This window comes from Mycoplasma zalophi (genome assembly GCF_018914005.1).
In the GTDB taxonomy this organism is placed as follows: domain Bacteria; phylum Bacillota_I; class Bacilli_A; order Mycoplasmatales; family Metamycoplasmataceae; genus Metamycoplasma; species Metamycoplasma zalophi_A.
In genome coordinates this window covers 420,378-436,292 of the sequence record NZ_JAHMHI010000001.1, presented here as the reverse complement: position 1 = coordinate 436,292, position 15,915 = coordinate 420,378, and the positions used below count along the sequence as shown (strand labels likewise).

The following is a 15,915-nucleotide window of genomic DNA, read 5'->3' as shown; positions in this document are numbered from 1 at the left end:
TTTCTCCTATTTGTGTACTCTTGTGTGTGTTATTGTTCCGTTTATTGCTTTTAGTAATGAATCTTCTTCATTTATATTGAAAATTAGTAATTCAATATTATTATCTTTAGCCATACTTACAGCAGTTAAATCCATTATTCTTAAATCTTTATCTAAAATTTCAGTGTATGAAATTTCGCTAAATCTTTTTGCATTAGGGTTTATTTTAGGGTCTGAATCATAAACACCTTCAACATTATTTTTACCCATTAATATCGCTTCTGCTTCTATTTCGCTTGCAAAAAGTGTTGACGCTGTATCAGTTGTGAAAAAAGGTCTTCCTGTTCCACCTGCAAATATTACCACTTCTTTATTTGATAAATATTTTTTTGCTTTTTCATTAATATAAACTTCACAAACTTTTGGATCCATTGTTAGTGATGATAATACACGGCACTCAAGCCCATGTTTTTCAAATCCAGATTGTAGTGCAAGTGCGTTCATTGTAGTTGCTAACATACCTATATAATCAGCTCTTACTCTGTTAATTCCATTTTTTTCAGCACTGGTTCCTCTTCAAAAGTTTCCACCACCTACAACTATTGCAACTTCGACACCACTATTTATAATTTTTTTAAGTTGTGATGCAAATTTTTGCACTAATTCATAATCTATTGCTAATGATTTTTGTTTATTTGCTAATCCTTCTCCTGATAATTTAATTAAAACCCGTTTATATTCCATAATCCCCTCTTTTATTTCTTTTATTTTACATTATTAATGCTTATTTTACTTTTAAAAAATGCAATTAAATAATTAATCAGAAATTTTTTTATCAAATTTAAGTAATTTTTGTTTTGCTTTTTTTACAGCATCAAAAGCTGCACTTCTGCTCGTTGCAAGTTCTTTTGCAATCTCACTATAACTTAAATCTTCAAATAAATGTAAATAAAGTGCTTGCTTTTGTGTTTGGGTTAGTAAATTTTGGTATTTTTCAAATGCAATAGAATAAAATTCTCTCTCTTCTATATCATTATTTGTCATTATCATCCTTCATTAAAGCAAAAATAAATGTTTCTAAGTCAAATTCCATTAAATCATCAACTTTTTCACCTAATCCAACAAATTTAACATTTATTCCTATTTCATCTCTAATAGTTAAAATAATTCCACCTTTAGATGTTCCATCCATTTTTGTTAAAATAATTCCTGATAAGTCAGTTATTTCATTAAATAATTTTGCTTGACTAATACCATTTTGTCCTGTTGTTGCATCAACAACTAATAAACTTTCATGTGGTGCATTTTCAACTTTTGAAGAAATAATTCTTTTAATTTTTGCAAGTTCGTTCATTAAATTTACTTTGTTTTGTAATCTACCTGCAGTATCAATTAATAAAACATCATATTTTTTTTCAATAGCTTCTTCACATGATCTAAACACAACAGCAGAAGGATCTTTTTCATTTTCAAGAGGTTTAAATAAATTAAATTTAACTTTATCTGCTCATTGTTCTAATTGTTCAACTGCCGCATCTCTGAATGTATCAGCAGCAACAACAAGAGTTTTTAGACCTTGTTTTTGAAAATTATTTGCTAATTTTGCAACAGAAGTTGTTTTTCCCGCTCCATTTACACCAACTACCAAAATTACATTTAATCTACCTTTTTGAATATCTAAAGCTGTATCTACGGTTGAATTTGCAACATAAAGTGTAAATAATTTATCAGCTATTATTTCTCTTATTAGTTTTGGATCTTCAATATTTTCTATTTTTACTTCTTTTTTTATTTCTTTAATAAGAACATCAACAAGTTTCATAGAAATATCACTCATTATTAATATTTCTTCTAAGTTTTCAAAATATTCTTCATCAATTTTATTGTGTTTATTTTCTATTTCTTTAATTAATTTAGTAAAAGAACTATTAGATTTGGTTAATCCAGAAACATAAGTATTTACTTTTTTAGTTTCTTTGTTTAAATCATCTGTTTTTGAATTATTGAAAATACGTTGTTTAAGTTTTGTTAAAAAACCCATAACTCTCCTTTTCACATTATTACTTTATATTTTAATATAAAATTGTTTGTTTTCCGTAAATAAGTAAAATAAAAAAATCAAACATAAAGAATGATTTTTTAAATTTTAATGTAAATTATTTATTTAAAATGTTTAAATTATCAATAAAGAATTTTTTTATTTCTTTAGGTTTAATTGAATTGTTTGTAAAGTAAAAATAAAACATTAATTTACTTTCTTTTTTATCTAATTTAATAGTTAGCCACTGCTTATTAGGAAAAAAGAATTGAAAAAGAAATAATTCTTTATTGTTATTTAAATGTGTTAAAAGTTTTTTATTTATTATATTTAAATTAGCTATTTCTCCAATTCCCGATAATCATTCAATAATGTTTTTAACAAAATCTTGTTCAATTGCAAGATCAAAATTAGTTACTTTGTGATTTTCTGAGAATTTTTTCAGACTATCTAATTTAGAATTTAAACCATTATTTTGAGTTAATTGATAATTTAATAATTCAGATAAAATTAAAAACAACATAATAGGGTTAAATTTAGTCATATGTTCAATATTGCTAAATAGTTTTGCATCTTCGTTTATGTAGATGTATTTTAAAGGAGATTTAAAATCACCATCATTAATTAATTGATCTATTTTTAGTGAATTTTCAAAGTATTTTTCACTGTATATTTTTAATTTATCAGATATAAAATCAGATAAAATAATTTGTTTTATAAAAACATCATCACTTTCTTTATTTTTATGTAAACCAATGTAATCCAAAATAAGCCCTATAACATCATCTTCTTCAATTTTTTTAAATTGATTCAGTATTTTATGTTTATAAATTGTTAATTTTTCACTATTTTCTGAAAAATCAACAATGTAAAAATTCTGCAATTCTTTTACATATTTAAAAATAAATAACGACTCATTTTTTATAATAAATTCTTTTTCTATAAATTTATATGAAAAATCTAATTGTCCTAAAACTTTAGTTAATATGCTTTTGTTAGAATTTGTAGGAATAATTCCAATTTTCAGCATTTTTTTATCATTAGGTCTTAATCTTAACTTTAAAATATTTTTTACATATTCCTGTAGTAATAATTCAGTATTTAAATATGTTGATTGAGAATCTAAATGTTTAATATTTGTTTTTTTAAATGTGTCAAATCTTATTTTTACATCATCAAAAAAACGATTAGGAATTTTTAATCCATCTCCTTGATAAAATGAAATTGATTTTGTTTGCTTATTTTTTGAATAAAGTCCAAAATGGATTAAAACTGTAAAACTTTTAGTTTGTTTTAATGTAAATAATGCAAAATCTTTTGTAATAGGTTGATTATTGAGTTGTAAGTATGTTTTTATTTTTTGTGATCCTAAAACATTTGCAAAAGATTGAGCACAAGAAGCTAAATTTTGATCAGAACCATCATGAGTTATTAATATTTTAAGTTTTGATAAATCTTGTAATGAATTTAAAACATCACAAAATGCATAAGCTCATTTTGTTGAAACTAATTCATTGATTTTTCATTCTCCTAAACCACAAGGTCCAATAATTTCTGAATCTTTAATAGTTATTTCGTTGAAAAAATTACTATTTGGATTAGCTAATTCTTTTTTTATTGTTGTAATTGATTTTTTATCTTTTTGATAATAATTTAATCAAATTTCTCATTGATCCATAAATAATCCTATTCGTTATCTTCAAAACCTGTATTATACATTTTTGTATAAAAACCATTTAATGCCATAAGTTCTTCATGAGAACCTTTTTCAATAATTTCACCATTATTAATTACTAAAATCGCTGTTGCAGATACTATTGTAGATAAACGGTGAGCTATAACAAAAGAAGTTTTTCCTTCCATTAAATGTAACATTGCTTTTTGAATTTTTTTCTCTGTTTGTGTATCAACATTTGAAGTGGCTTCATCTAAAACTAAAATATTTTTATTTGCTAAAATTGCTCTAGTTATTGCAATTAGTTGTCTTTCACCTTGACTTAGTATTGAACCTGTTTGGTCAATTATTGTGTTGTAATCATGATCTAATTTTAAAATAAAGTCTTCTGCAAATGACATTTTAGCTGCTTGCTTAATTTCTTCATCTGTTGCATTTAAGTTACCATATCTTAAATTTTCTAAAATAGTGCCTTTAAATAAATAAGTGTCTTGCAATACAATTGAGATTTGATCTCTTCATGATTGTTCACTAATTGAAAGAATATTTTTATCATCTAAAAGAATATCTCCTTTTAGTGGTAAGTAGAATTTAGAAAGTAAATTAACAATTGTAGTTTTTCCCGCTCCTGTTGGACCTACTATTGCAATTGTTTGTCCTTTTTTAGCTCAAAATGTTGCATTTTTTAGTTGCAATTTATCAGGGTTATTTGTATATGAAAAATCAACATTTTCGAATTTAACATCCCCTTTAAAATCACTAATATTTTTTAATTTAGTTTGATCTACTTCAGGTCTTAAACTTGCTAATTCTCTTATTCTTGAACTGGAAGCTACAGCAGCTTGTACTGAAGAAACTATATCAACTGATTCTAGTAATTGGTTTGTAAACATTTTTAAATACATTGTAATAACAATTAAATTTCCAAAAGTTAAAACACCATTACCACCATTTTTGTTATTTAATATTAATAATGTACCTACAATAGTAACAATTAATTGTAATAACATACTTGCAAAATTTGAATATGGATAGACAATTTGTGAGAAAATATTTGCTTTTAATGAAGGTTTTACTAATGAATTATTAAATTTATCAAATTCTCTATTTGCTAATTCAACTTTGTTAAATGATCTAATTAAATGTTGACCTTTTATAATCTCTTCAATATGCCCATTTAAATTACTTAATTTATCTTGTCTTGCTCTAAATTGAGGCATTGCTAATTTTAAAAATATAAAAGAAAATGAGTATAAAAATATTATTAATGCAATTGAAAGCAAGGCTAAATATGGACTTAAAATAAATATTAAAGAAATTGATAATATTGTAAAATTTATCAAAATCATAAATTTAGAAATTACCAATAATAGTCCCTGAGCAACCATATCTATATCATTTGTTAAAGTACTCATTAAACTACCTGAATTTTGTTTATCAAAATAGCTTATTGGCATTTTCATTAATCTATTATATGCTTTTAATCTTATTTGAGTTGCAGCTTTTTGGCTAGCTCTTACACTAAAAACATTTGTTGCTAACAACATTGAGTTACTTACAATGTAGCAAGCAGCAATAGCAACTAGAATTAAAATAAAATTATTTGCATCAAATCCGTTGTTTAAGGCATCTACAGAAAAATATTTATCAAATACTCAACCTATTAAGTAATTTGTTGCAATAATTGTTGCAGTTGCAATCAAAGTTACTAAATAAATTAAAAATATTACATATTTTGGAATGTCATATAAACTAATTAAATGTTTAAATTCTTTACGGTAATTTATTGGAATTTGTTGACCGTTAGGGTGTTTTGGTGGTCCAAATCTCATTATTTACCTCCTTGTGATTCAAAAATTTCTTGATATAGTTTATTTGTTTTTAATAAATTATCATGAGAATCAAAACCTGACATTTTACCATCTTCAAGTACAAGAATTTTATCTGCTTCACGAATTGAATTTAATTTTTGACTAATGATAATAGTTGTTAAATTTTTAAAATTCTCTTTTATGTTTTGACGAACTATTTTATCAGTTTTATTATCTAATGCACTGGTGGAGTCATCAAAAATTAAAATTTTTGGATTTTTTAAAAGCGCTTGTGCGATAAATAATCTTTGTCTTTGTCCACCACTTATATTTGTTGAACCTTGAGAAATATTATGATCTAAGTTATCTTCAAAATTGTAAACAAAATCATAGGCATCAGATATTTTTAAAGCTTTATCAATATCTTCTTTTGTTGCATTTTGATTTGCAAGGTGCATATTTTTTAAAATTGTTCCACTAAATAAAAATGGTTTTTGATATACGTATGAAATTTTTGAATTAATATTTTCTTGATTATATTCTTTTACATTTTGATTATCAATTAAAATTTCTCCATTTTCTACATCTCATTCATGAACAAGTAAATTTGCTAATGTAGTTTTTCCTGAACCTGTTGGACCAATTATTCCAATAGTTTGACCTGCTTCAATTTTAAAGTTTAAATTTTCTAATACTCTTTTTTCTGAGTCTTTGAAATATCTAAAGCATACATTTCTAAATTCAATAGTTCCAGAATCTATTTGTTTTGTGTTGTTTTTGTTTGTTATTAGATTATTTTTAATTTCGATAACTGAAAAATATCTTTTTGCAGAAACTTGACTTCTAAATAAGTAAACACTAACAAAAATACTAATTACAAGCCCATGAGTTACAACTTGTAAATAACCCATAAATGCATTAATTGAAACTATAAAGTTTTGATATTCATTTATAACATCTGGAGTAGCATTTTCTAAATTAGGTCTTGAAATTCCTGCAATTGCCAAAATAACTACTGTTGAAATGTTAATTAATATCATCGTGATGATAAATGCAAATATTTGAATTAAGTTACTTTTAATTGATACACCCAATCATAAATTACTAATTTTAGTAAATTTAGATTCTTGATTTTTTTCTAAGTTATATGATTTTATAACTTTTATACCATTAATACTTTCTCTACTTTCTAAATTAATTTGGTCAGTTATTTGTTGTTGTTTTTTAAATAATGGTAATCCTTTTCAAAAAATTATTCCTGTTAGTGTTAAAAGTAGTGGTATTAAAACAGCAAAAGAAATTGAAAGTTTTAAGTTTGTTAAGATAGCGAAAACAAATCCCCCAATAAAAAATATTGGCCCTAAAATACTTCTTCTTAAACTTGAAATTACCCCATCTTCAATTTTTGCAATATCATTTGTTAAATTAGTAATTAATTTTTCTTGTGAAAGTTCATTAATTTTTTCACTATTTAAAGATTGAATATGATAAAACAATTTTTGTCTTAGTGATTTTGAAACGTTAATACCTACGTAATTACTTAAAGCTGTAGCGGTCATTCCAAATGCCACACCTAAAATCATTGTTCCGATAAATAATATTGAAATATGAGTTATTGCTTCTGTTGGTGAATCATAAGGTCCTAAATTTACAATTCCAATAATTTTTATAATAATATTCGCATTTTCTTCATTCCTTGAAGTAAATGTTGCGACTTGACCAATTAATTGTGAAATTAAATTAGGAAATAACAAAAAAATTGAAATCTGTAAAACAGTAAATAAAATACTTAATCCAGCCACTAATTTATATTTAAGCGACATACTTTTTATTATTCTTCACATATTAGTCCTTTCTTTTAAATATTTTTTTGGGTTTTTTAATTATTTCAAAGTGGGTTATTTCATTAATTTTTAAATTTCTTTTTTCAATGAAATTTATTATTAGTTTATAAATTGTGTATACAGGAATAATAATTGCAACTAATCCAAAACTATAAAGTAATAAACTTGAATAAGCACCAAAATCAGTATAAATATTAAATACTTGAGCTATTGGTTTAACAAAAACAACAAGTAAAAGTCATGCAATACTAAAAATAATTGATATATAAACTTTTCAGTAATATAAAGGGTTAGAAACAAATATAGATTTTTTGGTCATTAAATTAAGAGAATTAAATGTTGCTCCAATACCTATTACAAGAAACGCAACAGTGCTTGCAACTTTAACAAAATCTTCATTGTTTATGCTCGGATTATTTAAAGCATAAATTGCCCCTAAATAATAACCGATTAAACTTAAAATACCAATAAATATTCCTTGTCAAAGTGTGTTTCATCCCATATTTCTTGCAAATATACTTTCGAATTTAGAATGAGGTCTAATTGTCATGTATGTTTCTTTGGAATTTTGAATCCCGAGAGCAATTGCAGGAAAACCATGAGTGAATAAATTAATTCACAATAATTGTGTTGCAGAAAGAATAAAGAACTGGAAATTTTCATTTTGAGTCATTATATTTTTTATTTCTTGTAAAAATATTGATCTAAATATTAAAAGACCAAAAAGAACTAAAACAATCTCTGCAATTGATGTAACTAATAAATTTTGAATTACATTTCTTATTCTTTCATATATTTTTCTACCGTTAGAAACTGCTTTTACAACGGTAGAAAAATTATCATCTACTAAAATTAAATCAGATGCTTGTTTAGATACTTCTGTTCCAGTTATACCCATAGCGCAGCCAATATCTGCTGCTTTTAGAGCGGGTGCATCATTTACCCCATCTCCTGTCATTGCAACTACTTGATCTAATTTTTGCCAAGTTTTTACTATTCTAATTTTATCTTTTGGAGCAACTCGAGCATACACAGCATATTTATGAATGTTTTTTTCAAATTCTTCATCACTTAATTTGTCTAATTCAGTACCGGTGATAACTAAATCTTCATTTCCAAGTATTCCTAATTCTTTTGCAATAGAACTAGCTGTTATTAGGTTATCACCGGTAATCATAATAGGCTTCATCCCTGCTTGTTTACATAAGTGAATAGATTCTTTTGAAGTTTCTCGCGGTGGATCGATCATTGCAATTAAACCCTCAAAATGTAAATTATTTTCAATTTCTTTTTCATTTACGTTTGATATATTTTCATTTACGTTGAGTTTTTTTGTTGCAATAGCTAAAACTCTAAAACCTCTTTGTGCTCATTGCTCACTTATATTTTGGTATTCTGAAATGTTTTCATTATTTTCTAAAAGATTAAAAATACTTTCGGGTGCACCTTTTGTAATTAATATATTTTTATTATCTAATTTATAAATAACACTCATTAATTTTCTCTCACTATCAAATGGAAAATTTCTTATTCTTGTATTATTTTGTTTTAAATCATTTACAGATAATTTTGTGTATTTTTCATAAGCATGTAATAGAGCGATTTCAGTTGGGTCTCCAACTTCTTCAATTTCATCATTTTTTTTGAAAATATTTGCTTCGGTACACAGACTAAATAATTTAAGTAATTTATGAAAATCTTTATTATTTTCTAAAAATTTATTATTTATTCAAGCATCTACAACTGTCATTTTATTTTGTGTTAATGTACCTGTTTTATCTGAACAAATAATTGCAGTTGATCCTAATGTTTCAACTGCCATTAAATTTTTTACAATAGCGTTTTCATTTGCCATTTGCTTTACACTAAGACTTAAAATGATAGTTGTAAATGCCACAAGTCCTTCGGGTATTGCAGCCACAGCAAGTGAAATTGAATTAACTAAACTAGAACTTCAAAAACCAGTACTTTTTAAATTTCCAGTATCTGTAACTTGGAAAATGATTTGTGCAATTAAAGAAAAAACAAACAAAATAATTCCTGAATATCCAAAAATCTTTCCTAATTTATTTATTTTTAGTTGTAGAGGTGTTAAATTTGTTTCTTGTTCATTTAATAAGTTAGAAATTTTACCTATTTCAGTATTTTTTCCAACTTCAGTAACAAGAACTAATCCTGTACCATTTGATACACTTGAAGAACTAAAAACCTTAAATTTTTGCTCCGCTATAGGTGAATTAAAATCATGAATTTCGTTTGCATTTTTTTCACTAGGAAGTGATTCTCCTGTTAAAGAACTTTCGATGCAATATAAATTATTACTTTCTACTAAAATACCATCAGCACCTACAACATCACCTGATTCGATAAATAAAATATCACCAACAACAATATCTTCACTTTTAATATTTTGTAATTTGCCATTTCTAATAACTTTAGACATCATTGGACTCATATTTTTTAAAGAATCTACTGCCTTTTGACTTTTTATTTCCTGAACAGTTCCAACTATTGCATTAGTTACAACAACAATTAAAATAATAAATGGTTCAATAAAAGATATGGTTAATTCTGAATTTCAACTTCAATTTTCATAAATACCTTGATAAATTGCTAATCCAAAAGAAATAACAGTTGCAATTAAAAGTAATACAACCATTAAATCTTTAAATTGTTCTAAAAAGAATAGAAAAATAGATTTCTTTTTTTTCTCTTCTAAAATATTTTTTCCATATTTATTTTGATTAATAATTATTTGGTCATCATTTAGACCTAACTTTGGGTTAGTATTTAAATCATTTACATCATTCATAATAACCATCCTCATCTGTTTTATAAGTTACTTAATTAATATTAAATTATATATTATATAAATTAATTTTATTTATCTAATAAAAAACTCTTTTTTATATTAATTATTATTTTTTTAGTTTATATATTACAATTAAAATATGAATTTAACAGAATTAAAAAATTTTATTTTTGATTTGGATGGAACATTATTAGATTCATCTAAAGAAATAAACAAAGATACTTTAGAAACAATAAAAAAATTAAAAAAATTAGGAAAAAGATTTTCAATAAATACAGGAAGAACACCTTTAATAAGTATGAAATTTATGGCACAAATTGAACCAGATTTTCCTTGTTCATTTTGTAATGGTGCTATTATTTATGACTGAAAAAATAAACAAATTATTTCAAAAAAAACTATTCCACATGATAATGCAAAACAAATTATTGATGTTTTATTTTCAGAACAAGCAACAACTTTAATTTATACAACTGAAGCAATTTATTATAAACATTTTGTAAAAGAAAGTGATTGAGTTTCAAAATTATTACATGTTAATAATAAATTAGAAGATGAATTTAAAGTAAATATTCAAGAAATGACAAATGATTTTGATGTAACAAAACATGAAATATTTAAAATAATTTGTATTACTAATGAAGTTAAAGGTAACATGAATCAAATAAGAGAAAAACTATCATCATTAGAAGATATTTATTCATTGCAATCAAATGGAGTTATTTTAGATATTATTCCTAAAGATTCAGATAAAGGAACAGGTCTAAATTATATCTTTGATAATGGTTTTGCAAAAATTGAAGATACATGTGTTTTTGGAGATGAAAAAAATGATTTACCTATGTTTAAAGTAGCTAAATATAGAGCAGTTTTAGGACAAGCAAGAGAAGAAATTAAAACAGAAGCTCAAACAATGGGTCAAACATGAATACTTGATTCTAATGACAACAACGGAATTGGTAAATTTTTAGAAAAAACAATTTAAAACCAGTAATAAATACTCATAAATAACACAATTATTTGATTGATTGTGTTTTTTATTTATACTTGGTAATTATTAATTATAATATTATAGTTATGAACAGACAAGATTTAAAAAAATTAATTAGAACAGTAAAAGATTTTCCAACAGAAGGGATTCTTTTTAAAGATATATCATATTTATTAGCTGATGGAGAGGCTTTAAATTATACAATAAATGAGATGGCAAAATTTACTGAAGATGCTGACATAATTGTAGGTCCTGATGCGCGTGGATTTTTATTTGGAACACCAGTTGCAGCCATAACTAAAAAACCATTTATTATGGTTAGAAAACAAGGAAAACTTCCTGGACCTGTTATTTCATGCGATTATGGTTTAGAATATGGAAGAAATGTTTTAGAAATTCAAGAAGGAATTACTAAAAAGGGTCAAAAAGCAGTTATTATCGATGACGTTTTAGCAACAGGTGGAACATTAGAAGCTATTATTAAACTTTTAAAAAGAGAAGGTGTTGAAGTTTTAAGAATAATAGTTTTAATGGAGCTTGATGGATTTGATAGTCATCAAAGATTAAACGTTCCTATTGAAAGTTTAATTACTATTAAACAAGGGGAATAATGAAAAAAATATACTCGTCTTATAATCAAGTACCAGAAGAATATAAGTGAGATTTAGAAAGTATTTTAAAGAATACAACATTTGAAGAATTAAAAAATCAATACTTTGATATTTTTAATCATATAATTGCAACAAAAGAATCAAAATACGATTCTAAGGAAAATTATCTAGATTATTTAAAAGTTCAAGAAAAATTTCTTGAACTTGAATTTAAAATTAATAATTATTTGCAAAATAAAAGTTCTATTAATGTTGTTGATCCTGAAATTAATAAAGAAATTGCAGATTTTGATAATAAAGTAGCAAATTACTTAAATAAATTAGGTTCTGAAATAAGCAGGATAAAAAAATACAAAGATAAATTATTACTTTGAAAAGATACAAAAGAATTTAGTCACGTCAAAAATAGCATTGAAAGCTCTATTGAATCATTAAAACACACTTTATCAGATGATGTAGAAAATTATTTACAACAATCTTCTAAAGGTGACACTAATTTAGAAGCAGTTTTTGATATTTTAGATAACTCTGAAGTAGATTTTGGATATGCAACATCATCAAAAAACAAAAAGTTTAAAATTACTAATGGAAGTAGAATAAATCTACTTAAAAATAATGACGAATTAATTAGAAAAACAACACACAAAAATTACTTAAAAGGTTATTACAAACATAGACAATCATTTGCACAGCTTTTAATTCAACATTTTAAACAAATTTCAGTAGAAGCTAAAATAAGAAACTACGATTCTGCCGTTGATAGTTTGATTTCATCTGATTATGTTCAAAAACAATTATTAGATGTAATTTATAAAAATGTTAAAGATAATATGTTTGTTTTTAAACAGTTTTATAAATACCAAAAGAAATTTTTTAAAAATAAGTTTAATAAAAAAATGCAACCTTGAGATTATCAATTAGATTTAATAAAAACAAAAACTAATTACACTATTGAAGATGCAAAAAACATTTTTAAAGAAATTATTTCTGTTATGCCAAATAGATATAAAGAAGTTGCAATAAATGCACTTGATAGCGGTTGAATCGACTTTGAAAGTGTTAAAAACAAAGAAGGTGGAGCATACTCAATTGGCCAAAGCTATGGAATTGATAAGAAATATATTTTAATGAATTTTGATAATTCGTTGAGTAGCGTAAATACTTTGTGTCATGAAATGGGACACTCAATGCATTCTTATTTTTCTGATAAAAATCAACACATTTTTAATTCACAATATCCAATCTTTTTAGCTGAAATTGCTTCAATATTTAATGAATTGCTTTTAACTGATTACTTAATTGAAAATGCAAAAAATGATGAGCAAAGATTTAATTATATTAATGAATCTATTCGTGATTTTATAGGAACAGTAATTCAACAAACGATATGAAGTAATTATGAATTTAATTTATATAATGCAATGGATAACGATGAACCTTATGCAAGTTATGAACAATTAGAACAACTTTATGTAGATACAAGAAATGAATATTTTAAAGATATTCACAAAGCAAAAATTTCAAATCATGAAAATATATATTCAGTTATAGTTCCTCATTATTATTATGAATTTTATGTTTATAAATATGCTTTAGGATACATAGTTGCTAATAGTTTTTATAAAAAATATAAAGCTGAAGGAAAACAAGTTCTAGATGATTACATCGATAAGTTTCTAAGCACAGGAAGTTCACAAAAGCCTGCTGATATATTAAAAAACGCCGGAATAGATATTTATGATGAAAATATGTATAAAATGGCGTTTGAAAATATACATGAAAAAATTAAGACATATATTAAATTGGGTAAAAAAATCTTTAATAAATAATGTAAAAAACCAAGTTTAAACTTGGTTTTTTGATTATTTTATAAAACAAGAACCACATAAAACATTATGTGGTTCTTTATTATTTTTATAATCTTGGAACAATTTTTGTTTTATAGAAATCAGTACGTTCAATTTTTCATACAACAAGTGTTTGCATAATTTGTCAAATTCCTGTAATAATTCAGTATATTTGTAACCCAGCTTGAAATATAACTCCAAAACCAACAAAGACCATTGTAATTATATTTTGCATTTTATTTGATTTACGTAAAGCTTCTCGCTCATATACATTAGTACGTAATTTATCTTTTTTACGGCTTAAAAATTTAGGTAACATTTGTGCAACTAATTGAACAAGCACACTAATTAAGATAATAGGTAAGTATTTATATTCACCTGCTAATAAGTTTTGATAACTTGTAGCTGACATTTGAATTCCATATCATACTGAGTGTTTAATCTCTGGTGAACCTTGTACAATCCTAAACATAACAATTAGAATAGGCATTGCAATCAATGAACTTATCATTGCAGTAAATGGATTTGCATGATTTTTTTTGTACATTTCATTAATTTCTTGTTTTTTCTTTTGCTCCATTTGCTTGTCACCTTTATAAGGTGCATATTTAGCTTCTATTTTTGCTTTTTTAGCATTTAATTCTTGCTGTTTTTGAGAAGCAAATATACTCTTATAACTAATTGCAACAACTATTAATTTTGTAACAATAACAGTAATTATTAATCCTATTATTACAGATCATCCACCTAAATAACTTATTCCATTGATTATTCCACCTAGTAGTTGATTAATAGGGTAAACAAATAATCCATAAAATGGCCCAAATTCTCAGTATTCGGCTCATGTTGCAATTGGACGGTGTGGTTCTCCAAATAATGAATTTAATAGAGTTGAGTTATTATTAATATAATTACCTTTATCACTTATATTTTTAAATGTGACAATGTTATAACCTTCATTATTTGTATTGTTTGAAACAAATGATAATCCAGTTAAGTTTCCATATTCAATTGTATTAGAGTGGATAAAACTTTCTACTTTTGTAATTACACTTATTTCACTATCTGTTAATGGTTGATCTTTTTTTTCTGCTAATTTTTTAATAAAACTATTAATTGTTTCTAATGCAGTTGCTGTGTTTGAAATATTAGCGTATTCTAAAATAACATCTCAATAACTTTTTGAATTTTCATCTTGAGAATTTAATTTTGCTTCAATCATTTCATTTTTAAATAATCTAGCAGATTCATCTATTAGTGCTTGGTATGTATCACGACTGAATTTTGATTCAAGTGAAGTATCAAGTATGTAATTTGGTAATACAGAAATTCTTATGTCTTTTATTCTGTCTTTAACCTCAATTTCAACTCCATTATTTTGAACTTTTTTTCTTGTTCATTCTAAATTTTGAATGTTATAAATATTGGTTCAGGTTGTTACATTGTCGTAATTTTTAACGGCTCCATTACCGCTTTCATCACCCTTTGCATAAATTATAAATTTTCCATTTTGGTTATATACATTTCCAGAAATATTTTTACCTTCAGAATTTTGAATTTGAATTCCCAGAGTTTGTGATTTGTATGTATCCATATTACCTTGGTTATTTTTAATTTGTTCTTTAACCAATTTTAATTCTTCAACAGAATCCGCTTTTAAATAAGGGTTATCTTGAATAATTTTTCCATTATTTGATCTGTTAAAGGTTAAGGTGTCTTTATTGTATGCAAAAACCTCAATATTTGGCGAAATATCTTCTTTTTTAAGATATGTTTCGAAACCTGTTCCAACTTTAACCGGAGAACGTAATCCAAATGATTGAGCACAGCCTACAAAACCTGTTCCGATAACAAAAACAATTAATAAAATTTTTATTCATTTTCAGATTTTTTTAATTAATACTTTTGTATCTTTTTTTATATTTTTATCATTTGAATTATGATTCGGATTAAAAAAGTCGTAATGTTTAGATCTAGTTCTTTTGGGCATTACGAATCCTTTCATAAAGTTTTTTAATTTCTTTTTCTTTACTTGAAAAATCAAGTGTAAAAAAAGGTTTTCTTATAATGATTACACTTTGAACTAATATATCTTCAAAGTTATTTTGGCGAATAATTTGCCTTATTTGATTTTTATATTTGTTACGCAAAACTGCGTTAGCAAATGTTTTGGGAATGGAAATACCAACTTTATAAATTTCACTTGGTTGATAATAAATAATCACGTATTTTGAAACAAATTGTTTTTTTTGGTTGATTATATTTCGAAATTCCCAGTTCTTTCTAACAACATTTAACTTAGTCATT

12 protein-coding genes are annotated in these 15,915 nt (G+C 24.8%); 3 read left to right on the top strand and 9 right to left on the bottom strand.

From position 1 onward, the window contains the following. Positions 1–6: 6 nt before the first annotated feature. The 7 genes from pyrH to KQ877_RS04160 all read right to left on the bottom strand — a co-directional run bounded on the left by pyrH (position 7) and on the right by KQ877_RS04160 (position 10,159). Complete coding sequence (gene pyrH / locus KQ877_RS01805; RefSeq protein ID WP_246529767.1) at positions 7–723, bottom strand: UMP kinase; 717 nt, start codon at positions 721–723, stop codon at positions 7–9. A gap of 72 nt (positions 724–795) precedes the next feature. Continuing rightward, entirely contained in the window at positions 796–1,023 is a 228-nt protein-coding gene (locus KQ877_RS01800) for a sigma factor-like helix-turn-helix DNA-binding protein (protein WP_216488506.1), read from the bottom strand. Further along, the gene (gene ftsY, locus KQ877_RS01795) at positions 1,013–2,020 is read right to left on the bottom strand and encodes a signal recognition particle-docking protein FtsY (protein WP_216535866.1); all 1,008 of its coding nucleotides are present in this window, start codon (positions 2,018–2,020) and stop codon (positions 1,013–1,015) included. Before ftsY ends, KQ877_RS01800 begins: the two co-directional genes overlap by 11 nt. Before the next feature lie 115 nt (positions 2,021–2,135). Further along, entirely contained in the window at positions 2,136–3,695 is a 1,560-nt protein-coding gene (locus KQ877_RS01790) for a hypothetical protein (RefSeq protein ID WP_216535865.1), read from the bottom strand. Positions 3,696–3,703: 8 nt separating this feature from the next. Further along, positions 3,704–5,524, bottom strand: coding sequence for an ABC transporter ATP-binding protein (locus tag KQ877_RS04165; protein ID WP_216535864.1), 1,821 nt, complete (start codon positions 5,522–5,524; stop codon positions 3,704–3,706). After that, on the bottom strand, positions 5,524–7,347 hold the full coding sequence (locus tag KQ877_RS01780; protein WP_216535863.1) for an ABC transporter ATP-binding protein: 1,824 nt from the start codon (positions 7,345–7,347) through the stop codon (positions 5,524–5,526). Before KQ877_RS01780 ends, KQ877_RS04165 begins: the two co-directional genes overlap by 1 nt. Position 7,348: 1 nt before the next feature. After that, positions 7,349–10,159 carry a cation-translocating P-type ATPase gene (locus KQ877_RS04160; RefSeq protein ID WP_308699332.1) on the bottom strand — a complete coding sequence of 937 codons (2,811 nt, stop codon included), beginning with the start codon at positions 10,157–10,159 and terminating at the stop codon, positions 7,349–7,351. Between the two features lie 139 nt (positions 10,160–10,298). Between KQ877_RS04160 and KQ877_RS01770 the strand changes: the two genes are divergently transcribed. The 3 genes from KQ877_RS01770 (at position 10,299) to pepF (ending at position 13,590) form a co-directional block, all read left to right on the top strand. Then, the gene (locus KQ877_RS01770; protein WP_216535861.1) at positions 10,299–11,144 is read left to right on the top strand and encodes an HAD family hydrolase; all 846 of its coding nucleotides are present in this window, start codon (positions 10,299–10,301) and stop codon (positions 11,142–11,144) included. Positions 11,145–11,236: 92 nt separating this feature from the next. Beyond that, positions 11,237–11,761 (top strand): adenine phosphoribosyltransferase, encoded by a 525-nt coding sequence (locus KQ877_RS01765; protein WP_216535860.1) that lies wholly within the window; start codon positions 11,237–11,239, stop codon positions 11,759–11,761. After that, positions 11,761–13,590: an oligoendopeptidase F gene (gene pepF / locus KQ877_RS04155; RefSeq protein ID WP_216535859.1), complete on the top strand. Its 1,830-nt coding sequence runs from the start codon at positions 11,761–11,763 to the stop codon at positions 13,588–13,590. The genes KQ877_RS01765 and pepF overlap by 1 nt, the downstream gene beginning before the upstream one ends. A gap of 85 nt (positions 13,591–13,675) precedes the next feature. On the opposite strand, the gene yidC is transcribed toward pepF, so the two are convergent. Together yidC and rnpA are read right to left on the bottom strand one after the other, a co-directional pair. Continuing rightward, positions 13,676–15,598 carry a membrane protein insertase YidC gene (yidC, locus tag KQ877_RS04150; RefSeq protein ID WP_216488517.1) on the bottom strand — a complete coding sequence of 641 codons (1,923 nt, stop codon included), beginning with the start codon at positions 15,596–15,598 and terminating at the stop codon, positions 13,676–13,678. Further along, positions 15,582–15,914 carry a ribonuclease P protein component gene (gene rnpA / locus KQ877_RS01750; RefSeq protein WP_216535858.1) on the bottom strand — a complete coding sequence of 111 codons (333 nt, stop codon included), beginning with the start codon at positions 15,912–15,914 and terminating at the stop codon, positions 15,582–15,584. Before rnpA ends, yidC begins: the two co-directional genes overlap by 17 nt. Position 15,915 lies beyond the last annotated feature (1 nt).